The sequence below is a fragment of the Shewanella aegiceratis genome, assembly GCF_019457495.1.
Taxonomy (GTDB): domain Bacteria; phylum Pseudomonadota; class Gammaproteobacteria; order Enterobacterales; family Shewanellaceae; genus Shewanella; species Shewanella loihica.
The window spans coordinates 596,393-622,900 of sequence record NZ_CP080416.1 but is presented as its reverse complement, the minus strand read 5'-3'; the positions used below and the strand labels follow the sequence as shown (position 1 = coordinate 622,900).

Below are 26,508 nucleotides of genomic sequence, written 5' to 3'. Positions count from 1 at the left end.
CGGCTTATGTCTCGTATATTACTGATTATTCTCTGTCTAATCTCATTCTCAGGCGCCGCAAATTCGCCCCTGAATCTCAATAAACGCCTGGGACTAGGACAGGAGCCTCAGGTCGCCAGCAAGAGCACCGCCGAGCAGTTGAGTCTGCTGGAGGAGCAGCTCACCGAGCAACAGGCCCTACAGTCCAGCTTCGACGCCATCATTCACCAGTATCAGAGCCAGAAACAGGCCCTGACACAGCAGCTTAAAGAAGCCGCCACGCCGCTGGAATACAACCCCAATCAAGATCTTAGTCAGCAGGCGTCACTCTCCTACCTGAGACTATCTGAGCTCAAAGAGACAGAGGCTAACCTGGCCACTCAGGTCAACGAGTTGATCAAACGCCAGCAGCAGCTACCTAGCCTGATAAGCCAAGCCAATCTGACCCTGGCCAAGCACAAACAGGCGACCAGCGACGACAATCAGCCCCTGAGCGAGATGCAACGCCGGGTCTATGTTCAGAGCCTATCGACCCTGGAATCTGAGCTGGCCAGCAGCCAGAAACAGATCGCCCTGACCCAGCAGCAGTTGGCGCTGGTGCGCAGCCAGCTAGTACAGCAAGAAGCTCTGATCGAACGCCTCAACGGCGCCATCGCCGAGCAGCGTCACAAGGCCACTGCGGCCACCATAGCTGCCAGTCAGATAGAAACCTCCATCACAGACGATGCCATCGCCATCAAGCTGAACGCGCAGAACCAGGCCTACGGCGAGCAACTGAAACAGCTGACCCATGAGGTCACCAATGTGATGACACTGCAGGAGCAGGCCGAGACCCAATACCAGTTCCAGGCCAAGCAGATCACTAATATTCAGCAGCAGATCGCCTTGGTGAAGCTTAACTCGGCCTTCGGCGAGCGCTTCCTGCGTATCCTCTACTCACTGCCCAAGCCGCCAAGCCAGGACAAGATCAGCAATGAGATCGCCAATGCCCGTCTGGCCCGCTACCAGATAGAGCAAGACCAGACACTGCATCCGCTACTCGGCGCCATCGAGCAGCTCACGCCGCTGCAAAGCAAGCTGGTCGGTGCCCAGAAAGAGCTGCAGCGTCAGCTGCTGGAAAACTATGATCTCTACCTTGGCGAACTGGCCGAGTTAAGGGTGCTGTATGAACAGCTGAGCCAGCAGTATCAGACCCTTAAGACCACGCTTAACGAGCACCTGTTTTGGGTAGCCAATGCCAACAGCATAGACGGCTACTGGCTGGGCGACCTGTATCAGAGCACTCAATGGCTGCTGACCCAGGCACCTTGGCATCAGGTACACGACTCCCTGAGCGAACAGAGCACACTCTGGTCCTGGTGGGTGATCTTGATGGTGCTCTGCCTGGTGATGCAGGACCTGGTCACACCTAAATTTACTCAGCTGATGGCTAAGAACGTCACCTATGTGGGTAACGTCACGCAAGATAAGTTTATCTATAGTTTCAATACCTTGATTGGCTCACTGCTCTATAGCTGCATCAAGCCACTGCCGCTGATCAGCGGCGGTCTGATCTTCTACTTCAGCAATCATAACCTGGTCTCCTCGGTGGGCATGGGCATACTGGCCATAGGCATGTTGTACCAGCTCTATCGCCTCACCTATCTGCTGGCGCTGGACAAGGGCCTGTTGATCGGCCACTTCAAGGGCGACAAGACGATCATACGCGCCGGTCAGCAACGCCTGCGCGCCCTGACCGTACTGGCGATGCCGATTGTCGGCGTGATCGGCTTCACCGAGGTGCTAGAAACTTCGCTGGTGCGCAACAGCCTGGGACGCGGCGCCTTCATACTGCTGGCCCTCATGCTGTTCTGGTTCTACCGCGACATGCTGAGCCTGTCGAAGCAGGAACATCACTATCACCAGGACGATAAGAACAAGCGCCTGTTGCAGAAGCTGCTCTGGTCGATACTCATCCTGCTGCCTCCGGCCTGCGCCGTGCTGGCCTTCAGGGGCTACTACTTCACCGCCTATCAGATGCTGCTGCAGCTACAGCTGTCGCTGATCTTATCCCTAAGCTTCATGCTGCTGTATCAGCTGATTAAGCGCTGGATGTTGATCGAGCGACGCCGCATCGCCTTTAACCGCGCCAAGGCCAAGCGCGCCGAGATCTTGGCCCAGCGGGAGAAAGAAGATGACCCCAACAGTAACGAGCCGCCGGACACCTATGAGGAGCCTGTGGTGGATCTCGAGACCATCTCCAGCCAGTCGCTGGGGCTGGTGCGTTCACTGCTGACGCTGGCCTTCCTGATCAGCCTGATCGGCCTCTGGACTCAGACCCATAGCGCCATCTTCTCGTTTTTGGACGGCATTACTCTGTGGACCAGCTCGAGCACGGTCGACGGTATCGCCCAGCAGATCCCTATCACTCTCAAGTCCCTGCTGCTTGGCCTTATCATAGTCGGCTTCTCGCTGATGATAGCCACCAACCTGCCGGGTCTGCTGGAGCTGATGATTCTGCAACGATTGGATCTCACCCAGGGCACGGGCTTTGCCATCACCACTGTGAGTCGCTATCTGGTGGTCTTCTTCGGTATGCTCAGCGGCTTTTCGACCCTGGGGATGGAGTGGTCTAAGCTGCAATGGCTGGTCGCGGCGCTCTCGGTGGGCTTAGGTTTCGGTCTGCAGGAGATCTTTGCCAACTTCATCTCGGGCCTGATCATCTTGTTCGAGAAGCCGGTGCGTATCGGCGATACCGTCACCATACGCGAGCTGACAGGTACAGTAAGTAAGATCCAGATCCGCGCCACCACCATCGTCGACTGGGACAGAAAAGAGATAATCGTCCCCAACAAGGCCTTCATTACCGAGCAGCTGATCAACTGGTCGCTGTCAGACCCGATCACTAGGGTGATCGTCTATGTCTCGGTCGCCAGGGACTCGGATCCCGCGCGAGTCGAGGCGGCGCTCTATCAGGCGGTTAAGGAGTGTGACGATGCCCTGACCACGCCGGAGCCCGAGGTCTGGTTTGCCGGATTTGGTCAGCATACTCAGGATTATGAGATCCGCGCCTATGCCAAGGATATGAACACCCGCTGGCCGCTACGACACAAGCTGCACAAGCAGGTCAGCAAGAAGCTCAGAGAGAATCATCTGGAGCTCGCCTATCCGCAGCTCGAGGTGCATATTAGTGGTCAAAGTAAAGAGACTCAGGGGATAATTAGAAGCTAATGCGTGTCTATGCTCACCGTGGCGCCAGCGGCTATGGCGCCGAAAATACTCTGGCCGCCATCAAGAAATCGGTCGCCTTGGGCTGTAACGCCGTGGAGATCGACGTCCACTGCGTCGAAGGCGAACTCTATGTGTTTCACGACAGGCGTCTCGACGGCAAAAGCAGTGGCACAGGTCTTATCGAGGCGGTGACGAAGGATTATCTGGACGGCGTTACCGTTGATGGCGAGCCCATCCCTAAACTCTGGGAACTGCTGGAGTACCTGCAACCCTTCGATGCCCTGATCAACATAGAGCTCAAAGGGCTCAACTCCCTCGGCCCCTTCATGGCCCTCTACCCTGAGATCCTGGAGAAGCTCAACTACCGCCCCGATCAGCTGCTGATCTCATCCTTCCATCACGGCTTTCTGTTCACCCTGAGACAGGCCTTTCCCGATGCCGTACTGGCGCCGCTTATCGAGGGGGTGCCAGAAGACCTGGCCGCCATAGTCACTCGGCTAGAGGCCTTCTCATTGCACCTGAGCGTCAACTTCGTCACCCGGGAGTTAGTGGAGGATGCCCACGCCCGCGGCGCCAAGGTGTTTGTCTATACCGTGGATAATCGCGACGATATCCACCATCTGTCGCAGATGGGCGTCGATGGCATCTTCAGTAATTTCCCCGATGTCAGCGCCGACTGCGTCCATCAACTGCTGCTGACCCGCTAGGGTCAGCGAGTGCCTACTCACTCTAAACTGCCCAACAAATAGGCAAAGTTCCCCCTAGCGGTGGACACCTCTGCCATTTTTTGTCATTGTAGAACTAGGGCCTGTTTATCTTTCGCGTTCATTTTTGCAGCATTCTGTATCGATTTTATACAAGGCAGAGTGATTGTAATCTAGTGTGCTAGATCAATGAGCGATAACGCAGTAGAAAAATGATACAGACGCTGCCCGCAGGGTTCGTCTTGAGCACGTTCAACTCTTTGTTACTCGGCTTTTATATAGAATAACTATACTACAAGCCTCATGCCGCGATTTGAACGTGCTCAATTAGAACAAAATTTGTTCTCAAAAGGTCAACAGGCCCTACCCCACTTAAGTACTAAGCCAGGCGGGAGCATCTATAATGACAAGGTGCGAATGAAAAAAGTTCGCCACCAAAATAAACCAGCCATTTTCTGGGTCTCATACAAAAATAATAACAGTCAAAAGGACTCGCTATGGAACACAAGCTACTGCTGCTGACCAGCGATAACGATAGATACCGCAGCCTGCTCGGCTCCTGTCACCTGCCGCACCTGACACTGCTAGGCGACGATCCCCAGAGTATTCTCGATGCCGACATCTGGCTCGCCGAACCGCCATTGGCCGCCCCCTTGGTAGGCCATGCCAAACAGATCAAGTGGATGCAATCGACCTATGCCGGCGTCGATCTCCTGGTCAAACCCAGACTACGCCGCGACTACCAGCTCACCAATGTGAGGGGGATCTTCGGCCCGCTGATGAGCGAGTACCTGTTCGGCTACCTGCTGGCCCATCAGCGCCAGCACAAGCAATATCAGTCCCAGCAGGCAGAGAAGATCTGGCGCCCGGGCAACTTTCGCACCTTGCAGGGACAGGAACTGCTGCTGTTAGGCACAGGCAATATCGCTAAACACCTGGCACAGACCGCCAAACATTTCGGCATGCGGGTGACCGGCATCAATCGCGGCGCTAAGCCAACCATAGGCTTCGACAGCGTCGACACCCTGGCCAATCTGGCCCACCACATAGGTAAGGCTGACGCCATCGCCGCCATACTGCCCAGCACGCCGCAAACCCAGGGGGCGCTCAACCAGGAGCTGCTGGCCATGATGAAGCCGGAGGCGATTCTATTCAATCTGGGCCGCGGCGACGTGTTGGATCTCGACGCCCTCTACACCCAGCTGCTGAGTCATCCCCAGCAGAACGCTATCCTGGATGTCTTCAATCAGGAGCCCCTGCCCCAGGAGCATCCCATCTGGTCGCTGGAGAATGTCATCATCACCCCCCATATCGCCGCCCCGAGTTTCCCAGAGCAGGTGGTGGAGATCTTCGCCAATAACTACCACAAGTTCATCAAGGGAGAACCCCTGAGCCACAAGGTCAACTTCGAGCGCGGCTATTAACCTTAATCCTCCCAGGCGCTATCGGCCAAAGATAGCGCCTCATCTAAGCAGTAAATGCCTCCCCCAACCCATCATAAGCCAGCAAATAAACCATCTTAACTTGGGGTAAGTGAATCTTTCATGCGCGCTTGCGCTCATTACCGCCCTAGCCTACGGCCAGACAAAACGAAGTAAAATACGCGCCACCAATAGGCTAGAGGCCCCGTATTTAGTGGGCTAGCTCACAATTTTTAATTCCCCGCTTAGGCGCCATAATGCACGATCTATAACCAGGAGTTATTAGCAGTGAGAATCGTTTTCATTTATACTTGCATGCATCTGAAGTAGGGGAGTCACCTGTATGTATGTTTGCCTTTGCCACGCCATTACCGACAAGCAAATAAAAGAAGCTGTCGATCAAGGAGATATGTCTCTTGCCGACGTTAAGCGTCGTCTGGGTGTTGGCAATCAATGTGGTAAATGTAGCAAGATGGCCACCGAGATCATCCAGGCTCGCCTCGATGTAACCCCCAACTTCTACGAAGTGGCTTAGGGCCTGCTTACATCAGACATAAAAAAGCTGCCTAAGGCAGCTTTTTTGTATCCGGATTTTATGTCTGACAGTCGGCTAAAGACTGGTCTCGTCCTCGCCAAGCTCCACCTTGTCCACACGTTGCAGGCCACGAGGCAGCTTGGCACCACGACGACCACGCTCGCCTCGATAGTGCTCGAGATCGCTCGGCTTGAGAGTAAGCTTGCGCTTACCCGCCCACAGGGTAACTGAGGTATCCTGCGGCACCACATGCAGATGCACCAACAGCTCTTCACGGCTCTTGGCCCTGTCGCTGGCGATGCCGATGATCTTGTTGCCCTTGCCCTTGGCCAGTTGCGGCAAAGCATCGACGGAGAAGAGCAGCATGCGCCCCTCGTTGGTGATCGCTAAGATAGACTCGCTGCGACTCTTGTCCACGCGTTTAGGCGGCAGCACCTGAGCATTGGCCGGCAGGCTCAACAGCGCCTTACCCGCCTTGTTGCGAGACACCATATCCTTGTAATCGCCGATAAAGCCGTAGCCCGCATCTGAGGCCAGCAGGAAGCATTGTCCATCCTCCCCTAGCAGCGCATGGGCCATAGACTCGCCCGGCGACAGTTGGAAGCGGGTAGTCACAGGCTCACCCTGACTCCTGGCCGATGGCAGGGTATGGGTATCGGTGGCAAACGCGCGGCCCGTCGAGCCGATAAAGACGGTGGCATGATTACTCCTGCCAGACGCGGCGCAGAGGAAACCATCACCCGCCTTGTAGGAGAGCGCCGTTGGGTCGATATCATGGCCCTTGGCGCAGCGCACCCAGCCCTTCTCCGACAGCACTACGGTTACCGCCTCGGCCGGCACCAGCTCCTGCTCCGACAGGGCGCGAGATTCGCTGCGCTCGACCAGCGGTGAGCGGCGCTCGTCGCCATAGGTCTCGGCGTCTTGCTTAAGTTCTTTCTTGATCAGCGTCTTCATGCGGCGATCTGAGCTGAGCAGCTGCTCAAGCTTCTCACGCTCGGCCTCGAGTTCGCTCTGCTCTGTCTTGATCTTAAACTCTTCCAGCTTCGCCAAATGACGCAGTTTAAGATCTAAGATGGCGTTGGCCTGATCGTCGGTCAGGTTAAAGCGCGCCATCAACTCGGCCTTAGGATCATCGTGGTAACGAATGATCTCGATCACCTCATCGATATTGAGGAAGGCGATCATCAAGGCTTCCAGAATATGCAGCCTTGCCAAAACCTTGTCTAATCTGTGCTCTAAACGGCGTCTGACCGTGGTCAATCTAAACTCCAGCCACTCGGTCAGCAGCTGTTTCAGCCCCTTCACCTGAGGACGGCCATTGAGCCCCAGCACGTTGAGGTTGACGCGGAAATTCTTCTCGAGATCTGTGGTGGCAAACAGGTGCGCCATCAGCTGATCGCAATCGACACGATTTGAGCGAGGCACGATAACGATACGCACCGGGCTTTCGTGATCTGACTCGTCGCGCAGGTCGGCCACCATGGGCAGCTTCTTGGCCTGCATCTGGGCAGCGATCTGCTCTAAAATCTTACCGCCACTGGCCTGATGCGGCAGCGCGGTGATCACTATCTCGCCCGACTCCACCGTATAGACGGCTCGGGCCTTGATGGAGCCGCGGCCCGTCTCGTAGATCTTGGCGATCTCGGTTCTCGGGCTGATGATCTCCGCCTCGGTGGGATAGTCAGGGCCGGGTACCAGCTCCATCAGACGTTCTAGATCCGCCTTGGGGTTGTCAATCAGCTCCACACAGGCATCCACCAGCTCGCGGGCATTATGGGGCGGCACATCGGTCGCCATCCCCACCGCGATCCCTGTGATGCCGTTGAGCAGGATATGTGGCAGACGAGCCGGCAACACCATGGGCTCTTTGAGCGTGCCGTCGAAGTTGACGCCCCAATCGACCGTGCCCTGACCCAGCTCAGTCAGCAGCACCTCGGAGAATTTAGACAGGCGCGCCTCGGTATAACGCATGGCGGCGAACGACTTAGGATCGTCCGGCGCGCCCCAGTTACCCTGACCATCTACCAGCGGGTAGCGGTAGGAGAAAGGCTGCGCCATCAACACCATGGCCTCGTAACAGGCACTGTCGCCGTGGGGGTGATACTTACCCAGTACGTCACCCACGGTTCTCGCCGACTTCTTGTGCTTAGATTGCGCCGACAGGCCAAGTTCGCTCATGGCATAGACGATGCGACGCTGCACCGGCTTTAGGCCGTCGCCGATATGCGGCAGGGCGCGATCCATGATGACGTACATGGAATAGTTCAGATACGCCTCTTCGGTGAAACGTCTCAAGGGCATCTGTTCGACGCCATCGAGGCTTAAATCTATCGCATCACTCATTGATTAGGATCCTGTTGTTCACTCGCTTCACTCGATTCAATCTCTTCGCTCGCGTTCTCTTTATAAAACAGACGGTACACATTGCCTTTCAGATCGTCTGAGATATACATGGCTCCATCGGGCGCCATGATTAAGTCATAGGGCCGGGCGACGGGGAACTCTCCATCGAGGAAGCTCACCACCGTCTGGCGCTTGCTGATATTGTCATCTTCCAGGGTCAACATGGTGACCTGATAACCGATCTTACTGGAGCGGTTCCAGGAGCCATTCTCGGCCACGAATAGCTGGTCACGATACTTCTCGGGGAACTGCTCGCCACGGTAAAACTCGAGCCCCATGGGCGCCACGTGGGCCGGCAATTCGAAGACGGGCGTGGTGACCTTGAGCCCCTTGGGCTTCTCGTAGGCGGGTTCCAGCACGCTGCTGGCGTGAATATAGGGAAAACCATAGTGGGCGCCGACGATATCGACACGGTTGATCTCATCCGGTGGCAGCCTGTCGCCCATCCAGTCACGGCCCAAATCCGCAAACCACAGCTTGCTGTCTTTAGGGTCCCAGTCGAAGCCGGTGACGTTGCGTATGCCGGTGGCGATCTGCTCGCTGCTACCGCTGTCGAGGTCGATGGCGATGATACTGCCAAAGGGGGCATGGGCCTCACAGACGTTACAGGGGGCGCCGATGGCAACATAGAGGCGACCATCTGGGCCGAAACGCATGGCGCGGCGGCTCTTGTTGGTCTTGCCCGGCAGACGGTCGTAAACCTCTTTGCCACGGCCGGGACGTTTCAGGCGATTCTCGATATCCACGAAGCGTAGGATGCGCTCCTCTTCGGCAACATAGAGATCCCCCTTATGAAAGGCGATCGCCTCTGGGTACTCGAGCCCCTTGGCAACCACGTAGCGCTTGTCTACACGACCGTCGGCGTTGCTGTCTACCAGGGCCTGTATGGTGCCGGACTTATAAGAGCCCACAAACAGGGTGCCTTCGTCACCCAGTGCCATCTGTTTGGCATCACCGAGATCTGAGGCATATAAGGAGAGTCCAAATCCCTTGGTGACTGTGATCATGATGGGCTGCTCGGCGCGCGCCGTCAGGGGCACGCCCGATGCCATCATGGCAAACATCGCACACAGAAAATAACAACTAACTCTTTTATTATGCATTATATTAAGCTTGTCTAACGATTTGTCTTTTTATTTTAATGACATAGCTATAGCTGGGCTAAGTCGCCTTTGGTTTCAAGCCAGGTCTTACGATCGCCAGAACGCTTCTTGGCCAGCAACATATCCATGATGGCTAGGGTATCCTCGGCATCATCTATGGTTAACTGTACCAGTCTTCGGGTGTTGGGATCCATGGTGGTCTCCCTCAGCTGCAATGGATTCATCTCACCCAATCCCTTGAATCGGGTCACCTGCACCTTACCCTTCTTCTTCTCGGCGCTGATACGATCTAAGATCCCCTGCTTCTCGGCTTCATCCAGCGCGTAGTATACCTCTTTACCCACATCGACCCTAAACAGCGGCGGCATGGCCACATAGATGTGTCCCTTCTCCACCAGCACCTTGTAGTGCTTCATGAACAGGGCGCACAGCAGGGTCGCGATATGCAGACCATCCGAGTCCGCATCCGCCAGGATACAGATCTTACCGTATCTGAGCTCTGAGATATCGTTACTGTCCGGGTCACAGCCGATGGCGACTGAGATGTCGTGCACCTCCTGAGAAGCCAGCACCTGCGAGGCCTCTACCTCCCAAGTATTAAGGATCTTACCCCGCAGCGGCATGATCGCCTGGAACTCACGATCCCTCGCCTGCTTGGCACTACCGCCCGCCGAGTCACCCTCCACTAGGAAGAGCTCGCCGCGCATAGGGTCCTGGCCGCTACAATCGGTCAGCTTACCCGGCAGCGCAGGGCCCGAAGTCACCTTCTTACGCGCCACCTTCTTGGCCGCCTTCAGACGTTTCTGGGCGTTGCTGATACACATCTCGGCCAGGGCCTCGGCCTGATCCGTATGGGTATTGAGCCAGAGACTGAAGGCGTCTCTGACGATGCCCGAGACGAAGGCCGCACTCTGACGGCTGGAGAGTTTCTCTTTGGTCTGGCCGGCAAACTGAGGATCTTGCATCTTGATCGACAAAATGAAGCTGCTGCGATCCCAGATATCCTCGGGGGAGAGCTTGATCCCTCTGGGGATCAGGTTACGAAACTCACAAAACTCTCTCATCGCCTCCAGCAGGCCCTGACGGAAACCGTTCACATGGGTGCCGCCCAGCGGCGTGGGGATCAGGTTGACGTAGCTCTCGTTGAGGGAGTCGCCCCCTTCGGGTAACCAGGTGATGGCCCAGTCGACCGCCTCGGTATTGCCAGCCATGCTTCCGATAAAAGGCTCTTCAGGCAGAGTCAATGCCCCCTGTGTCGACGACTTGAGGTAGTCGGTGAGGCCACTCTCGTAGCACCACTCTTCGACATCGCCGGTCTGCTTGTTGGTAAACTTGATACGCAGCCCCGGGCAGAGGACCGCCTTGGCCCTTAGCAGATAGATAAGCTTGGGAATCGAGAAGTTAACCGAGTCGAAATAGCTGGCGGTTGGCCAGAAATGGACACGGGTGCCCGTGTTGCGTCGACCGCAGGTACCCGTTACCGTCAGCTCTTCCACCTTGTCGCCATGCTCGAAGGCCATCTCATAGACCTGACCGCTGCGCCTCACCGTGATCTCGACGCGATTCGACAGCGCGTTTACGACCGAGATACCTACGCCGTGCAGACCACCTGAAAACTGATAGTTGTTATTGGAGAACTTACCACCTGCGTGCAGCTTGGTAAGGATCAGCTCTACCCCGGGGATCCCCTCTTCGGGATGGATATCCACCGGCATGCCGCGGCCATCGTCGATCACCTCCAGCGAATTGTCCTTGTGCAGTATCACGTCGATCCTGGTCGCGTGTCCCGCGAGGGCCTCATCGACGCTGTTATCGATCACCTCTTGGCCCAAATGGTTTGGACGTGTGGTGTCGGTATACATACCTGGGCGACGTTTTACCGGGTCGAGTCCATTGAGGACTTCAATTGCATCTGAAGTGTATTGGTTAGTCATAGCGCACACAATATATTGTTATTCAGGCCATGTTGCGGCCCTACATGTCTATTTGTCAAGAAACAGGAAATCACAGATCCCCGGCATCTGCTGCTGGTAGCCGACGAAGCTGTGATCGCCACCCGCCTCGATGAGCATCTGACAACATTGGTATTTATTCACGGCTTGCCGATAATCAAGCACCTCATCCCCGGACTGCAGCAGCACCAAGAAACGATCTGGATGCGAAATGGCCGGGGTATCGTACTTAGCCACCTCTAACTTGTGCTCGGGTAGAATCTGATAATCTTCTTCTGTGTAGGGATTGTACTGGGGACCGAGGAACTCATCAAACAGCTCGAAAGGTTTCACCGCCGGGTTAACCAGCACGGCGCGCCCGCCATAACGCTCCGCCAGATAACTGGCAAAATAGCCACCGAGGGATGAACCAATGAAACTCAGGCTTTCTCCCCTCTCCAGTGCCTGCTCGACCAAATCTGTCAGCAGCGCCATGGCCGCCTTGGGTGTGGCTGGGAGTTGGGGTTGTACGAAATTGATATCGGGAAAATGCTTGGCAATATACTGGGCAGTGACCACACCTTTGTCTGAGTGCGGTGAACTATTGAATCCATGAATATAGAGCAGCATATTTCCTCGGCAGCGAATGATAAAACGGCAATGTGTTCCCTACACGACGGCTTAGCGGGCAGATTGGCTCTGCGCCTAACATCTGCAGCCAAGTATCGGGCATCCAGATGCTAACACCGGCGCGGCGATTAACCAAATATTAACCCCGCCAATGCCAAGCAAACTGCTCGCTATCTGCTTGCCAGAGTGAGCAGCTAGTAACCGCTGGAGTCGTGGTCCGGTGAAAACTTGTTGCCGGGCACCCGGTAGACGTTGGCCAAGATGCTGCCGTCTGGCTTTAACTCAAGCAGGCGATAACCTGGCTGCTGGGCATCGAGGGCGAAATAGGGAGACTTGGGCTTAAACTGGATGCAGGTAGAAGGCGTTGCCATCAACTTCACCGGGCCACTCTTGCCCTGGTAGAACTGATCCAGGCTCTGATGTACATGGCCCCACAGCAGGCCCTTAACCTGAGGCATGGCCGTCACTCTGTCGAGAAACGCCTCGCCATTGTCCATGCAGTGTTGATCCAGCCATTTACAATCCACCAAGATCGGATTGTGATGCATCACCAACAGGGTATGCAGCTCGGGATGGGCCGCCACCGCCGCCTCGATTAGCTCCATCTCGCTGTCGGCCATATGCCCGCCAGGCTTCCCCCTAACGGTGGAGTCCAGCATGATGATTTGCCACTTTCCCACCAGGATCCGCCTATCGCCGTAGACTCTGGGGCCCTGCATATGCAGATGCATGATGCGCGGATCATCGTGATTGCCCGGCAGGTAGTGACAAGGAAGGTTTAATTTTTCAATGGCGGCGACGAAGTTATGGTAAGACTGATTGGAATAATCTTGGCTAATGTCGCCGGTGGCCAATAAGAGATGTGCCGGATAATCGACGGCCTTAATGGTGTTCAACACAGCATCCAAGCTATGTGCGGTATTCACACCCAGCAGTTGCGCCTCGGGATCAGCAAAAAGATGAGGGTCCGTCACCTGGACCAGCTTTACGCTCTCATCGTGATCGATGGAATAAGAGATAGCCTCTTTTAGCACATTAAAACCCTAAGATTCGGACTGACAAATGATGCGGGCATGGTTGTCAATCTTGAGTAACTCTTCAAGAAAAGCATTTACCTGATACTTTTCGTCTCTATGGTACATACGTATATTTGGATAATCATATACTGGTCTTAATCGATAAATCTGTCGACTAGTTAACACTTCTGCTAATTTAGCGTCATGGTAAACACGCACTACAACTTTAGGCGTATCAACGTATTGCGCGATTTTCAGCGGACGGGAGATCTCAATTAATTGGGTATATTGGGTGTTTTCCAGCAGCTTAACCTCGAGGCAACCGAAGTCTCCCTCGACCTGCCAGGACTGCCCCTGCTCATAGCCCGCGGGCAGCCAGCGTAATATATTGAAGTAGTTACGACTACACAAGGCGAGAAAACGACTCACGTTTGCCTGATAGTCCGGCTTGCGCTTATTTAACGATAGGCTCACTTGGCGGCCCTTAGGCTTTGGTAGTTGAGCTGCAGCCACTGTAGGCCGATCACCGTCGAGGCATTGTTGATGGTGCCATCCTGCAGCAGTTGAAAGGCTGCCTCTCGGGGCATCACGTGCACCTTAATGTCTTCATGCTCATCATCCAGACCATGCAGGCCATCGGCCTGACTGGCGTCGACCCTGGCCCAGTAGAAGTCGAATCGCTCGCTGGTGCCGCCGGGACTGGAAAAATATTGGCTGATATAGTGCATCTCGCTGGCCACCAGGCCAGACTCTTCGAGCAGTTCACGGTGAGCCACCTGCTCGGCACTCTCACCCTCCTCTATCATGCCGGCAACAAACTCCAGCAGCCAAGGGGTGGTTGCGGCATTCACCACGGGAATGCGTATCTGCTCAATCAGCACCACCTTGTCGCTCCCGGGGTCATAGGGCAGCACGACCACGGCATGGCCGCGCTCGAACACTTCACGCACCACTTCCGGGCTCCAGCCACCGGCAAACAGCCTATGTTTGAATCTGTACTCTTCCATACGAAAGAACCCCTGAAAAAGGGTTCGTTTTCCCAGCATCTGTACATCTTCATTGGTGAATTTCTGACTCATTACCCGTCCCGCGACTCAGTTAGTAAATGCTTATCCCCAAGGGCTCTCAATATACCATGTAGACCACTAAAAAATGCAGACTTACCGTTAAAAACTGTTACACTTCCTAGTTGACTTAAAAATGGTTAATTTCTTAATATCTTAACCTTAATAAGTTTAGATGTATCGGGAAGCGTCGGGAAGCGCAAACCGCTTCGCGCAAATGATTTGCGCTGAAGCATCACTTAACTTTATTAAGTAAATGGCTCCGCCTCGGAGTATTTATGTCTAAAAAAGGACAGCTAATGAAATTTAAGATCCGCACCTTATGTGCAGCGTTGACTCTCGCGGCAACGACTTCTGCCGTGCATGCCGACGATCTACTGCAGATATATCAGCAGGCCCTTACCAATGATCCTATTGCGCTCCAGGCACAAGCGCAGCGCGACCGTCTCTACGAGCAGATCGAAGAGAACCGCGCACCCTTGCTACCTACCATCAGCGCCAGCGTAGGCTATGGAAAGAGCTGGACCAATGTTGATGATGACAAGTACAACAGCGGACTCGATGCAGGAGTGTCACTCAAGCAGGTGATCTATGATCACAGCGCCTGGGTCGGACTCGACCTCGCGGAGCTTGCGGCATCACAGGCCGATGCCGCCTACGCTTCGACACTTCAGTCACTCATCATTCGTGTTACAGGCGCCTACTTCGACGTCTTAGCCGCGAAAGATAACTATGAATTCAAGGGCGCCGAGAAGCGTGCCATCGAGCGTCAGCTCGAGCAGACCAAGCAACGTTTTGCCGTGGGTCTCACCGCGATCACCGACGTACACGAGGCTCAGGCCCAGTATGACTTGGCCCGTGCATCGGAAATCTTGGCGGAAAACCAGCTGATCAACAGCTACGAAGCCCTTCGAGAGATCACCGGCATAGACCACAAGTCTATCGATATTCTGGATACCACACGTTTCACCGCGGTACCGCCAACCCCAGCCATGCCAAACGATTGGTTGAAGATGGCCGAGACCAGCAGTGTGGATCTGTTAACCACGCGTATCGGTAAAGATATCGCCCAGCAGACCATCTCGCTCTACAAGGCGGGCCACATGCCGTCTCTGAGCCTGAATGCCGGTTACACCACCAACCTAAATCAGAAAAATCAGGCAGGTGATCTGAGCGATTACGACAACGCCAACGTGGGTCTGACCCTGAGCGTGCCTATCTTCGAAGGCTTTAAGGTGAGCTCTAAGGTCAACCAGGCGCAGTACCAATACGTAGAAGCCAGCGAGAAGATGGAACAGACCTACCGCAAGGTAGTGAAAGATGTGCGTAACAACTTCAACAACGTTGGTGCCTCTATCAGCTCTATCCGCGCCTATGAGCAATCGGTGATCTCTTCTGAGAGCGCACTGAAAGCGACCCAGGCAGGTTTCGAGGTGGGTACCCGTACTATCGTTGACGTACTCAACCGTACCCGTGACCTGTATGACTCTAAGCGTCAGCTCTCTAATGCCCGTTATGGCTATATCAACTCTATCCTGGCGTTGAAACAAGCGACTGGCACCCTGAGCGAAGACGATGTCATCGCCATCAACAATGGCCTGAAGGCCCCTGAAGTCAGTCAGTAAAAGATCAGGCTTTAGATACAAAAAAACCGCCATCATGGCGGTTTTTTTATGGCTACAAACTAGCGATTAGAAGACTAGCTCAACCCCGGCGAAATAGCCTTTAAACTGCATGTTGGCGGTCACACCGTCGAAGTTGTTCACATCGAAGTTAAAGTCGCGGTAACCGACACGCACCTTGGTATCTAGCGCCACGCCGTCAAACTGCCAACCCAGACCCACTTGATAGTCGTAGACGCTGCTCTCGTCGATGCCCTGCATCACGTCGGCAAAACCATACAGACCCAGGCCAGGAATGCCCACCTCGGCATTGGCATAGGCCATAACGATACCGTCACTAAGATCTTTCTGCGCGTAAGCCCCTACCACACCAGATGGAGAGACCTGATGTACGCGGAAAGAGCCGTGCATCTTCTTATAGGCGGCGCCGAGATCCAGTGCCACTATGTCGTTATCCAGCAGCTCATAGTAGAGCACAAAATCGGTATTGCTCAGGTTGCTTGCCGTGGTAACGTCATCATTAAATACGCGATCGCCGAATGACCAGTCGCCGGTCAAAGTCGCCTTGCCGTCGGCATCCAGACGGTTTTCGCGGATCTTCAGGTTAGGCACTAAAGGAATAGGATGCTCGATGGCGACCCAGATACTACCCTGAGATGAAGAGCTGTAATCAAACTCCTGTTGAGCCTGGCCCTTCTGAGCAAAGGTACCCTCGGTGTCGGCATTCCAGTAGTCGCCGCCAACCTTGAAGCCAACTACAGTAGCCGCCTGTGCAGACGTCGCTGCCAAAGACCCGAGCAGAGCACATGCAAGTAGTGTTTTTTTCATCTAATTAGCCTTGAGTCAATAAGTTAGTTAAATCGATCACCGCGGCATTGGCGCGGGAAATATAATTGGCCATCACCAACGAGTGGTTGGCCACTATGCCAAACCCAGAACCGTTCAACACGATCGGGCTCCACACAGGCTGCTGTGTCTCTTCCAGCTCACGAATGATCTGCTGCAAGCTGACCTCAGCATTTTTCTTCTTCAATACGTCGGCAAAATCTACCTCAATAGCCTTCATAAAGTTCAGCAGTGCCCAGGTGGCGCCGCGGGTTTCATAGAAGACATCGTCTATCTGCCACCAGCCGGTCTTGATCTCCTGGCTGGCCAGATTAGGCGTCGACTGGCTGGCCTCAGTGTCACCGGCGAGATCGGTGTTGATCCGCTCCTGGCCGACACTGGCAGACAGGCGTTGCGACATGCTGCCCAGGCGCTTCTGCACCTCTTTGAGCCACTCGTTGAGGTTATCGGCGCGGGCGTAGAACTGAGCATCGGGATTATTGGTGTCGGCGATGCGGGCGCGATAGAGCTTGAGCAGCTTGATGGCATCACGATACTCGCCCTCGGCGCTCGGCACCAACCAGCTGGTGTGTTCGATATTCAGCTTAGAGTGGGCCGCCAGCAGATCTTTGTCGGCGGTCGACTGCGATTGGGAACGGCTAAATTCCTTGCGCATGATCAGCGCCAGATCCCGCGCCTGCTCGATGGCGCCAAACTCGAAGGCGGGCATGTTATCCATAAACAGCGAGGGAGGCACCACATCGTTAGACAACCAGCCACCGTTCTTATCGAGGAGGGTTTCCATGGTTAAAATCAAAGAAGTAGTGGTCGCGTAGCCCACTATCTTATGGCCCGTCTCATTATTGAGCTGATGGGGCTCTATGCTGTCTGGCTCTACGCTCCACCATACGCTGATGATGTAGCCGATCAAAAATAAGACGGCGGCCGCCAGGCTGACCCGTTTCCATGTTACCTGCATACTCTTACTCCATTAATGGTGATGATGGTGCTCGCCATCATCTTGTGTCGCTATCGCTTGCTTGCTCACCGGCAGCGTTAGCTGCTGCTCGCTGCCATCGCTAAACTTTAGCCTTAACACCACTTCCTGTCCTTCCGTCAGCGGTTTTTTTAATCCCAACAGCATCACGTGCTTACCCGAGGGCATAAGCTCCAGGTTAGCGTGGCTGGCCAGGGTAATTTTGGGGAGTTGGCGCATCTTCACTACGCCTTCTTCTTCCACCAGGGTGTGTAGCTGCGCCTCGGCGGCAACATCGGTGTCGACGCCTACTAGATCGACCTCTGGCCCATGGTTCATCAAGGTGAAATAGACGGCGGTATTGGGCACGCTCGGCGGCATAGCCCTGACATAGCCATCGACAAACATGACGTTTGCCAATACGGAAAATGAAGTGCATGATAGCAGGACAAAATTAAACGCGTGTTTGAAAATCTGTTTCAATGCCTTAAACTCCTTTTTAACCCATCTGCCAAATAAGGATTATTGACCCATGAGTAACATTCAATTTCAGGATGAGCAGGGCGTACGCATCATCACGATTAATCGCCCCGACAAACGCAACGCGCTTAACCTTGAGATGTATGCTCGGCTCACAGAATACCTTATCCAAGGGGAGTCAGACAACGGAATTAACGCCTTTCTCCTCAAAGGCGAAGGTGATTGTTTCACCTCGGGTAACGATGTTGCCGACTTTTTAAAAAATAGTGACTTAGGACCGAATCATCCTACCGTCAGGTTCCTGTTCACCCTGCTGGATCTCACGAAACCTCTGGTCGCCGCCGTGGCCGGTCCCGCGGTCGGCATAGGCACGACCCTGCTGCTGCATTGCGACCTGATATATGCCGACAACACCGCCAAGTTCCAGCTGCCCTTCGTCAATCTGGCGCTGGTGCCCGAGGCCGGTGCCAGCCTTCTACTGCCCCGCCTAATCGGCCAGACCAAAGCCAGCGAATTGCTGCTGCTCGGTGAGGCCTTCGATGCCCACAGCGCCCTGTCGATGGGGCTCATCAACGATCTGCTGCCAAGCGATGAGTTGATGAGTCATGCCCTGAGCCAAAGCATCAAGCTGGCGAAGAAGCCACCTCAGGCACTCAGAGCCAGTCGCCGCTTGATACGCGGTGACAGCAAACTCATCAGAGAGCAGATGCAAAAGGAGTTGGAAGAGTTTGCCGTTCGCCTGCAAAGCGATGAGGCCAAGGCGCAGTTTAACGCCTTCCTGAGCAGGTAAAGAAATTGGGCCCGGCTAGTCGACCCGGCTAGCCTGGCCTACACCCCAGGCCGCCAGCAGTAACAGGAGAATCGGCCAAAACAGCGAAAAGCCGGCAAACAGCATTGCGATGGCGCTTAGCACGCAAACAGAAGAAACCAGGGCGATAAAACTAAAGGCCAGGGTGAGCCAGAGTAGCAGAATCAATAACAGGGCACTGACCAGCGCCGTACTCCACAAGCCTATGTCGATCCACTGGGGCGACTCCAGGCTGATATAAAACCAACGCGCTTCAAAGTAATGTCCCAGCATCATCAGCGCCGCAGCCACTATGAGGATAACCCCCAGGGCCAGCAAGATATCCAGCGCTTTTTGTAAATTCGTACGTCCCTTCACGCTCTTAATTCCTAACGGCTAGTAGCCTGGTTTCCATTTCGGCAGAACGAGTGCCAATACAAAATACACTAACAAGACGAAGGCCGGATTCATAAAGGCTGCCACGGCCCACACGACGCGAGTCCATAGGCAAGACCAGGCAAATTTGTCTGCCGTCATCGCCGCCACACCACACACCATGCTGCGGGGATTTTTTAGCCTTCTTACCAGATCATCGATATTCATAATACTTGTCCTTACTATCAACAAATTGATGAGCCCCGGCTATAACACCTTATGCCATTTCAAGGTACAGACTAAGGTTGCGCAGAGCGCGAAGCTCAATACTGGGAGCAGTAACAGTGCTGCCAACTCAAACAGATAAGTCATAACAATTCCCCAAACTATGGTATTCCTTTACCAGAGTTATTCCTTAACCATCGCACTCTTCATCGGTGCTTCTTCACTCTTGGTCGCCGTTTCTGCCAGCTTAAGGTTAGTGTCGAATAGCGACTCTGACAGCTGCGCCTGCAGTGAAAGTGTCAGTTCTTGCTGAGCAGTCACCATCATCTCCTGCATCTGAGTCGCCAAATGACGCTCCAGCTTGGCGGTGATATCTGTTGGGATAAAGTCATCTGCCGAGGCAGAGAAGCTAGCACCTATAAGTAGAGAGGCAATTAGCGATACTTTAGTTAGCTTGTTCATGATGTCTTCCTTTCCATTTCGTTTATGACATCTTTGACAATACAAGGGGTGTGCCAACTTTATAAGAACAATATAAATACATGATAAATATGAATTTATAAAATTTAATACCGCTGAGGCATTCATTAGAACTGAGGCAGCTGGATAAGAAGATAGTGAGTTTCACTACCGGCTGGTAATTTTCGCCACCTTTGGTGAGAAGTTTAAAAATTAGACAAAAAAAGCCGCTGTGGTATCAGCGGCTTTGTGCAATAATCTTAATCAATACATTGTTTATATTGTGCTTTTATTTGAGTTCCATGCTGGCTCTGGCCTCATGCACCACGGCGATACCGGCACCAGGCTTATGAGCATTCTCGCTCAGATAACGACGCCAGGCCCGCGAACCCGCCTCGCCCTGGTACAAACCTGTCATGTGACGGGTAATATGATTCAGGCGGCCACCGGACACTAGATGTTTCTCTATATAGGGAATCATATTCTCCAAAACGGCATCTCTGCTCAGTACTGGCTTGTCCTGGCCGCACAGCTGCTGATCCACCTGAGCAAGCAGATAAGGATTTTGATAGGCTTCGCGGCCCACCATGACGCCATCTAGCTGTTTAAGGTGCTCGCCGCACTCTTCTAATGTCTTGACCCCACCATTGATGGAGATGCTCAGCTGAGGGTAATCCTGCTTGAGACGATACACCCTGTCATAGTCGAGCTCTGGGATCTCGCGGTTCTCCTTGGGACTCAGCCCCTGCAACCAGGCCTTACGGGCATGAATAATAAAGGTGTCACAGCCAGCCGCGCTCACCTTGTCGACGAACTCGGTAAGAAACTCATAGCTGTCCTGCTCGTCGATGCCGATGCGGGTCTTCACCGTTACCGGAATATCCACTACCTCATTCATCGCCGCCACGCACTGAGCCACCAGAGCAGGCTCGGCCATCAGGCAGGCGCCGAAACGGCCATTCTGCACGCGGTCCGACGGGCAGCCCACATTGAGATTGACCTCATCATAGCCGCGCTCCGCCGCCAGCTTGGCACACTTAGCTAAGTCTTCAGGATTAGATCCCCCCAGCTGCAGCGCCAGCGGATGCTCCTCCTGGTTATAGGCCAGATAATCGCCCTTGCCATGAATGATCGCCCCAGTCGTCACCATCTCGGTATAGAGCAGCAACTCGGAAGACATCAGGCGCGCGAAATAGCGGTAGTGCCTGTCGGTCCAGTCCAACATGGGCGCAATGGAGAAGGTACGATTAATAGCAGTTGGCATAGTGGCAGATGACATAAATAAGGGTAACCCAAGTTTAGCAGTCGCCCTTTTACGGGCTGGGCGCGCATTTTACACCGCATGGCGATAAATGAACACTCCCGCAGGGTGACGCCGACCGACGCATGCTAAGAAGAGCATAGCGCGGCAGAGTCTAAGAAAAGAAAAACCCTGCCAAGGCAGGGTTTTAAGCAAACATTTGTCGACCTAATCCTAGAACGGGATATCGTCGTCCCAACCGTCATCCAGATCCGGCGTGAAGTTCTGCTGTGGCTGAGGTGCTGGACGCTGCTGCGGCGCTTGCTGTTGTGGAGCCGCCTGCGGCTTAGGTGCATAGGCAGGGGCCTGCTGTGACTGAGCGCCATAACCTTGCTGCTGTGGTGCAGCCTGTTGCTGGGCACCGTACCCACCTTGAGGAGCCGAGTGCTGTGGCTGCTGTGGACGCGCAGCCGGCGCCGACTGCTGTGGCGCGTACTGGTTTTGCTGTTGCGGCGCACCGTAACCTTGCTGGCCACCCTGACCGCCTTGGCCTTGGCCACGGCTATCCAGCATCTGCATCTCGTTAACGTTGATCTCTGTCTTGTAGCGATCTTGTCCGGTCTGCTGATCCTGCCACTTGCTGGTCTGCAGTTTACCTTCCAGATACACTTTCGAGCCCTTCTTCAGGTACTCACCGGCGATCTCCGCAAGACGACGGTACATTACAATGTTGTGCCATTCTGTACGTTCTTGCATCTGACCTTGCTGGTCTTTCCAAGACTCACTGGTCGCCACTGTAAAGTTGGCTACGGCGTTGCCGTTTGGCATGTAACGAACCTCAGGATCTTTCCCTAGGTTACCGACCAAAATTACCTTATTGACACCACGACTGGCCATTGAAATCTCCTGCGATAATCTTATAAATCTAAATTAGGTACAGATGCACGGCCGTACTCGACCGCGAATCTGTTAATTGGAAGAGCCTAACACAGCTCGCGCCTGTCTCAAATCGAAATGCTCATCAACTTTCAAATAAGCAACCTTCTCCTCAAGCACCACAATGGCCTCGGCCACGCCGGGCAGTTGCGACAACTCGGTCGCCATGGCGCGGGCCTGCTCCTTACCTTCCACCTCGGCTTCCAAGGTATAACTCTTTAACAGCACGGGGTTTTGCATCCCCAGTGTCAGCAACAGCCACAGGCACATCAGGCCCAGTGCCACGGCGAACACACCGGCCGCTCCCAGCAGCTGATAGGCGCCACCGCCCAGCAGGCCTCCACAGAAGGCGCCGAGGAACTGACTGGTAGAGTAGACCCCCATGGCCGATCCCTTGTCGCCCACGGGGCAGAACTTGGCGATCAGGCTTGGCAGGGATGCTTCGAGATAGTTGAAACCGGTAAAGAAGAGCACCACGGCGACGCTCAGCACCACCAGGCTGTTGGCAAACAGCGCCATGGCAGCCAGGGCGGCGATCATGATAAGCAGGGCAATCTGGAAGGTCGCCTTAGTGTTTTTCTTCTTCACCCCTATGATGATCAGCGGCACCATGAGGAAGAAGGCCCCCACGAAGGCGGGGAAATAGAGCATCCAGTGCTTCTCTTTCACCAGGCCGGCATCCACCAGATCCAGCGGCAGCGCTACAAATACGGCGGTCAGCACCAGATGCAGAATGAAGATCCCCGCATCCAATCGGAACAGCTGCGGATCGGTGAGCATCGCCTTGAGCTTGGCCGGCGCGGCCACAGTATCGCCTTTGGGCGCCTGACCTATGGGGTTAGGCACCAGCAGCTGCACTATCACCATCCCCAGCAAGGCGAGACCGGCCGTCATGGCAAACAGGCCCGACAGGCCAAGATGCTCGGCCACGATAGGGCCCACCAGCAGAGAAAGCGCAAAGGAGAAGCCGATGCACATGCCTATGATGGCCATCACCTTAGTGCGTTGCTCGTCCCGGGTCAGGTCGGCGGCCAGCGCCAACACGGCGGCGGCAATTGCCCCCATCCCCTGCAGGGCTCGTCCGGCAACGACGCCATAGATAGAATCGGCCGAGGCGGCCAGCAGGCTGCCCAGCGCAAACAGGGCCAGGCCGATAAGAATGATAGGCTTGCGGCCATATCTGTCCGATAGGATCCCCATGGGGATCTGCAAGATGGCCTGGGTTAGGCCATAGGCCCCGATGGCTATCCCCACCCACAGGGGAGAGAATCCCTCAAGGTGTTGTCCGTACAACGCAAAGACAGGCATGATCATAAACAAGCCCATCATGCGTAGCCCAAATACACTGGCTAGTGAAAACGCGACTCTTTTCTCAGTCTTAGACAGTCCATTATTGGCCATTATTCGCCCTGATCTGTATTCATAAATAAGTCGCGCAGTTTATCACGAAGCGGAGAAATAGCTCAAAAAGAAAAGTTGAAGATGCGAGCAAAATGCGCAATTGCCCTCCCCCTATGGCCAGATCACAGGCTGGGCTTTTCTATGACCTAACTCAATTTTTATGCGATAATCAGTCTCTTTTTCGGCACATTCAGAGAGACAGATGGACAAGATTGAAGTTCGTGGCGCCCGCACCCACAATCTCAAAAACATCAACCTGACGATCCCCAGAGATAAGCTTATCGTGATCACTGGCCTGTCGGGTTCAGGAAAATCCTCACTCGCCTTCGACACCCTCTACGCCGAGGGTCAGCGTCGTTATGTCGAATCCTTGTCGGCTTATGCGCGCCAGTTCCTCAGCCTGATGGAGAAGCCAGATGTGGATCATATCGAGGGCCTGAGTCCGGCGATCTCAATCGAACAGAAATCGACCTCCCATAACCCGCGCTCCACCGTGGGCACCATCACAGAGATCTACGACTACCTGCGTCTGCTGTTTGCCCGTGTCGGCGAGCCGAGATGTCCGACTCACAACCAACCACTGGCGGCGCAGACCGTCAGCCAGATGGTCGACAAGGTGCTCACCCTGCCAGAAGGCAGCCGGCAGATGCTGCTGGCCCCGGTGATCAACGACCGCAAGGGCGAGCACGTCAAGCTACTGGACAGCCTGGCGGCCCAGGGCTTTATCCGCGCCCGTATCGACGGCGAGGTGTGCGACCTGTCCGATCCTCCAGCCCTTGAGCTGCATGTAAAGCACACCATCGAGGTGGTGGTGGATCGCTTCAAGGTGCGTGACGATCTGCAGCAGCGTCTGGCGGAATCCTTCGAGACAGCGCTGGAACTTTCTGGCGGTATCGCCACCGTCGCCTCCATGGACGGCGACAGCGAAGAACTGCTGTTCTCGGCCAACTTTGCCTGTACCCACTGTGGTTACTCCATGGCGGAGCTTGAACCGCGCATCTTCTCCTTCAACAATCCGGCCGGCGCCTGCCCCACCTGTGATGGCCTGGGCGTGCAGCAATTTTTCGATGCCGACAGGGTGATCACCAACACCGAGCTCTCGCTGGCCGGCGGTGCCATCCGCGGTTGGGACAGACGCAACTTCTACTATTTCCAGATGCTCACCTCGCTGGCGGAGCACTATAAGTTCGATGTCGAGGCGCCGTTTGAGAAGCTGAGCGCCAAGATACGCAACATAGTGCTGCACGGCTCGGGCAAGGAGAGCATAGCGTTCAAATACATTAACGATCGCGGCGACGTGGTGGTGCGCAACCACCCCTTCGAAGGGATCCTCAACAACATGGACAGGCGCTACCGCGAGACGGAATCAAACGCGGTGCGCGAAGAGCTGGCCAAGTATATCAACACCCAGGCCTGTAGCAGCTGTGGCGGCTCGCGTCTGCGTGAAGAGGCTCGCCATGTGTTTATCGAAGACCTTAACCTGCCGAGACTCACTGAGTGGTCTATCGGCGAGGCGATGGAATATTTCGAGCAGCTGAGTCTGACCGGCCAGCGGGCACAGATCGCCGAGAAGATCCTCAAGGAGGTGCGCGATCGCCTCGGCTTCCTAGTCAACGTCGGCCTCAACTATCTGAGCCTGTCACGCTCGGCCGACACCCTCTCCGGCGGCGAGGCCCAGCGTATCCGTCTGGCCAGCCAAATCGGCGCCGGCCTAGTCGGCGTCATGTATGTGCTGGATGAACCCTCCATCGGCCTGCACCAGAGAGACAACGAGCGCCTGCTCAACACCTTAATCCACCTTAGGGATCTCGGCAACACGGTAATCGTGGTCGAACACGACGAAGACGCCATCCGCATGGCGGATCATATTATCGATATCGGCCCGGGCGCCGGGGTGCATGGCGGTCAGGTGATCTGCGACGGTCCACTTAAGGAGATTGTCGCCTGCGACGAGTCGGTAACTGGCCAATATATCTCGGGTAAGAAGCAGATCCATATCAGCGAGAAACGCGCCCAGTACGATGCCAGCAAGGTGATCGAACTCTTCGGCGCCTCGGGCAACAACCTCAAGCAGGTCGACCTCACCATTCCAGTCGGCCTATTTACCTGTGTCACCGGGGTATCGGGCTCGGGCAAGTCGACCCTGATCAACGACACCTTCTACAAGATCGCTCATCGCCAGCTCAACGGCGCCACTGTCGATGAACCCGCGCCTTATCAGAAAGTCTCAGGCATGGATCACTGCGACAAGGTGGTGGATATCGATCAGAGCCCCATCGGCCGCACGCCGCGCTCTAACCCGGCAACCTACACGGGGATCTTTACCCCGATCCGCGAGCTGTTTGCCGCCACCCAAGAGGCTAGGACCCGTGGCTACAAGCCGGGGCGTTTCTCCTTCAACGTCAAGGGCGGACGCTGCGAGGCCTGCCAGGGTGACGGCCTGATCAAAGTTGAGATGCACTTCCTGCCGGATGTGTATGTGCCCTGTGACAGCTGTAAGAGCAAGCGCTACAACCGCGAGACCTTAGAGGTACGCTACAAGGGCAAGAACATCCACGAGGTGCTGGAGATGACAGTCGAGGAGGCGCGCGAGTTCTTCGACGCCGTACCGGCCATCGCCCGCAAGCTGCAGACCCTGATGGAGGTCGGTCTCTCCTACATCGGCCTGGGTCAAAGTGCCACCACCCTCTCTGGCGGTGAGGCCCAGCGGGTCAAGCTGGCCAAGGAGCTGTCGAAACGCGATACCGGCAAGACCCTCTACATTCTGGATGAGCCAACCACGGGTCTGCATTTTGCCGATATTCAGCTGCTACTGGATGTGCTGCATCGCCTCAAGGCCCATGGCAACACCATAGTGGTCATCGAGCATAACCTGGATGTGATCAAGACGGCGGACTGGATCGTCGACCTCGGCCCAGAGGGCGGCTCCGGTGGCGGCACCATACTGGTCAGCGGCACACCTGAGCAGGTCGCCGAGCATCCAAGCTCCCACACGGCGCGCTTCCTCAAGCCGCTGTTAAAGGGCTAGCTCAAGCTGACGGCCTTAAGAAGCCAGCCTCGACAGGCTGGCTTTTTTGTTTCCTTCCCCGGCAAACAGGGGTAGCTTAGGAGTATTCACACCCGAGGATTGTCGTCATTGAGAAGCCGCTACGCCCCTGTCAATAAACGCAACTTGCGACTCCCACC

General features: G+C 55.0%; 23 protein-coding genes. 7 read left to right on the top strand and 16 right to left on the bottom strand.

Annotated elements, in window-relative coordinates:
- Positions 1-6: 6 nt before the first annotated feature.
- From K0H80_RS02795 to K0H80_RS02780, 4 genes are all read left to right on the top strand, one after another.
- Positions 7-3,189: a mechanosensitive ion channel domain-containing protein gene (locus K0H80_RS02795; RefSeq protein WP_220073026.1), complete on the top strand. Its 3,183-nt coding sequence runs from the start codon at positions 7-9 to the stop codon at positions 3,187-3,189.
- Positions 3,189-3,896, top strand: coding sequence for a glycerophosphodiester phosphodiesterase (locus K0H80_RS02790; protein ID WP_220073025.1), 708 nt, complete (start codon positions 3,189-3,191; stop codon positions 3,894-3,896). Before K0H80_RS02795 ends, K0H80_RS02790 begins: the two co-directional genes overlap by 1 nt.
- 494 nt (positions 3,897-4,390) lie before the next feature.
- Positions 4,391-5,317: a D-2-hydroxyacid dehydrogenase gene (locus tag K0H80_RS02785; RefSeq protein ID WP_220073024.1), complete on the top strand. Its 927-nt coding sequence runs from the start codon at positions 4,391-4,393 to the stop codon at positions 5,315-5,317.
- Between the two features lie 340 nt (positions 5,318-5,657).
- Positions 5,658-5,849 carry a bacterioferritin-associated ferredoxin gene (locus K0H80_RS02780; RefSeq protein WP_011864358.1) on the top strand — a complete coding sequence of 64 codons (192 nt, stop codon included), beginning with the start codon at positions 5,658-5,660 and terminating at the stop codon, positions 5,847-5,849.
- A 75-nt stretch (positions 5,850-5,924) separates the two neighbouring features.
- Here K0H80_RS02780 and parC read toward each other — a convergent pair whose 3' ends face one another.
- From parC to nudF, 7 genes are all read right to left on the bottom strand, one after another.
- A complete protein-coding gene (gene parC / locus K0H80_RS02775; protein ID WP_220073023.1) occupies positions 5,925-8,192 on the bottom strand; it encodes a DNA topoisomerase IV subunit A in 2,268 nt (755 codons plus the stop codon).
- On the bottom strand, positions 8,189-9,316 hold the full coding sequence (locus K0H80_RS02770; protein WP_258406232.1) for a PQQ-dependent sugar dehydrogenase: 1,128 nt from the start codon (positions 9,314-9,316) through the stop codon (positions 8,189-8,191). Before K0H80_RS02770 ends, parC begins: the two co-directional genes overlap by 4 nt.
- Positions 9,317-9,402: 86 nt before the next feature.
- Positions 9,403-11,289, bottom strand: coding sequence for a DNA topoisomerase IV subunit B (gene parE, locus K0H80_RS02765; protein WP_011864355.1), 1,887 nt, complete (start codon positions 11,287-11,289; stop codon positions 9,403-9,405).
- Positions 11,290-11,337: 48 nt separating this feature from the next.
- The gene (locus K0H80_RS02760) at positions 11,338-11,916 is read right to left on the bottom strand and encodes a YqiA/YcfP family alpha/beta fold hydrolase (RefSeq protein ID WP_220073021.1); all 579 of its coding nucleotides are present in this window, start codon (positions 11,914-11,916) and stop codon (positions 11,338-11,340) included.
- 194 nt (positions 11,917-12,110) lie between these two features.
- Positions 12,111-12,950 (bottom strand): 3',5'-cyclic-AMP phosphodiesterase, encoded by an 840-nt coding sequence (gene cpdA, locus K0H80_RS02755; RefSeq protein ID WP_220044155.1) that lies wholly within the window; start codon positions 12,948-12,950, stop codon positions 12,111-12,113.
- Positions 12,951-12,959: 9 nt separating this feature from the next.
- Entirely contained in the window at positions 12,960-13,406 is a 447-nt protein-coding gene (locus tag K0H80_RS02750) for a DUF1249 domain-containing protein (protein ID WP_011864352.1), read from the bottom strand.
- Positions 13,403-14,011, bottom strand: a complete 609-nt coding sequence (gene nudF, locus K0H80_RS02745; RefSeq protein ID WP_220073020.1) for an ADP-ribose diphosphatase — start codon at positions 14,009-14,011, stop codon at positions 13,403-13,405. Before nudF ends, K0H80_RS02750 begins: the two co-directional genes overlap by 4 nt.
- A gap of 284 nt (positions 14,012-14,295) precedes the next feature.
- Between nudF and tolC the strand changes: the two genes are divergently transcribed.
- Entirely contained in the window at positions 14,296-15,621 is a 1,326-nt protein-coding gene (gene tolC, locus K0H80_RS02740) for an outer membrane channel protein TolC (RefSeq protein ID WP_041406334.1), read from the top strand.
- Positions 15,622-15,687: 66 nt separating this feature from the next.
- On the opposite strand, the gene K0H80_RS02735 is transcribed toward tolC, so the two are convergent.
- The 3 genes from K0H80_RS02735 to K0H80_RS02725 are packed head-to-tail and all read right to left on the bottom strand — an operon-like array spanning position 15,688 to position 17,902.
- A complete protein-coding gene (locus K0H80_RS02735) occupies positions 15,688-16,446 on the bottom strand; it encodes a TIGR04219 family outer membrane beta-barrel protein (protein ID WP_220073019.1) in 759 nt (252 codons plus the stop codon).
- Positions 16,447-16,450: 4 nt separating this feature from the next.
- Positions 16,451-17,422 (bottom strand): DUF2333 family protein, encoded by a 972-nt coding sequence (locus K0H80_RS02730; protein WP_220073018.1) that lies wholly within the window; start codon positions 17,420-17,422, stop codon positions 16,451-16,453.
- Between the two features lie 12 nt (positions 17,423-17,434).
- Entirely contained in the window at positions 17,435-17,902 is a 468-nt protein-coding gene (locus K0H80_RS02725; RefSeq protein ID WP_220073017.1) for a copper chaperone PCu(A)C, read from the bottom strand.
- Between the two features lie 49 nt (positions 17,903-17,951).
- On the opposite strand from K0H80_RS02725, the gene K0H80_RS02720 reads away from it, so the two are divergent.
- Complete coding sequence (locus tag K0H80_RS02720) at positions 17,952-18,689, top strand: enoyl-CoA hydratase (protein WP_220073016.1); 738 nt, start codon at positions 17,952-17,954, stop codon at positions 18,687-18,689.
- A gap of 15 nt (positions 18,690-18,704) precedes the next feature.
- Here K0H80_RS02720 and K0H80_RS02715 read toward each other — a convergent pair whose 3' ends face one another.
- The 6 genes from K0H80_RS02715 to K0H80_RS02690 all read right to left on the bottom strand — a co-directional run bounded on the left by K0H80_RS02715 (position 18,705) and on the right by K0H80_RS02690 (position 23,322).
- A complete protein-coding gene (locus tag K0H80_RS02715; RefSeq protein WP_220073015.1) occupies positions 18,705-19,064 on the bottom strand; it encodes a hypothetical protein in 360 nt (119 codons plus the stop codon).
- 18 nt (positions 19,065-19,082) lie between these two features.
- Positions 19,083-19,289 carry a PspC domain-containing protein gene (locus K0H80_RS02710; RefSeq protein ID WP_011864344.1) on the bottom strand — a complete coding sequence of 69 codons (207 nt, stop codon included), beginning with the start codon at positions 19,287-19,289 and terminating at the stop codon, positions 19,083-19,085.
- Positions 19,290-19,469: 180 nt separating this feature from the next.
- Positions 19,470-19,748: a hypothetical protein gene (locus K0H80_RS02705; RefSeq protein WP_220073014.1), complete on the bottom strand. Its 279-nt coding sequence runs from the start codon at positions 19,746-19,748 to the stop codon at positions 19,470-19,472.
- A gap of 286 nt (positions 19,749-20,034) precedes the next feature.
- Positions 20,035-21,024, bottom strand: coding sequence for a tRNA dihydrouridine(20/20a) synthase DusA (dusA, locus tag K0H80_RS02700; protein ID WP_220073013.1), 990 nt, complete (start codon positions 21,022-21,024; stop codon positions 20,035-20,037).
- Between the two features lie 195 nt (positions 21,025-21,219).
- Complete coding sequence (locus K0H80_RS02695) at positions 21,220-21,882, bottom strand: single-stranded DNA-binding protein (RefSeq protein WP_220073012.1); 663 nt, start codon at positions 21,880-21,882, stop codon at positions 21,220-21,222.
- A 72-nt stretch (positions 21,883-21,954) separates the two neighbouring features.
- Positions 21,955-23,322 carry an MFS transporter gene (locus K0H80_RS02690; RefSeq protein ID WP_144199796.1) on the bottom strand — a complete coding sequence of 456 codons (1,368 nt, stop codon included), beginning with the start codon at positions 23,320-23,322 and terminating at the stop codon, positions 21,955-21,957.
- A gap of 202 nt (positions 23,323-23,524) precedes the next feature.
- Here K0H80_RS02690 and uvrA point away from each other — a divergent pair, with 202 nt between their 5' ends.
- Complete coding sequence (gene uvrA / locus K0H80_RS02685) at positions 23,525-26,350, top strand: excinuclease ABC subunit UvrA (RefSeq protein ID WP_220073011.1); 2,826 nt, start codon at positions 23,525-23,527, stop codon at positions 26,348-26,350.
- Positions 26,351-26,508: the final 158 nt, after the last annotated feature.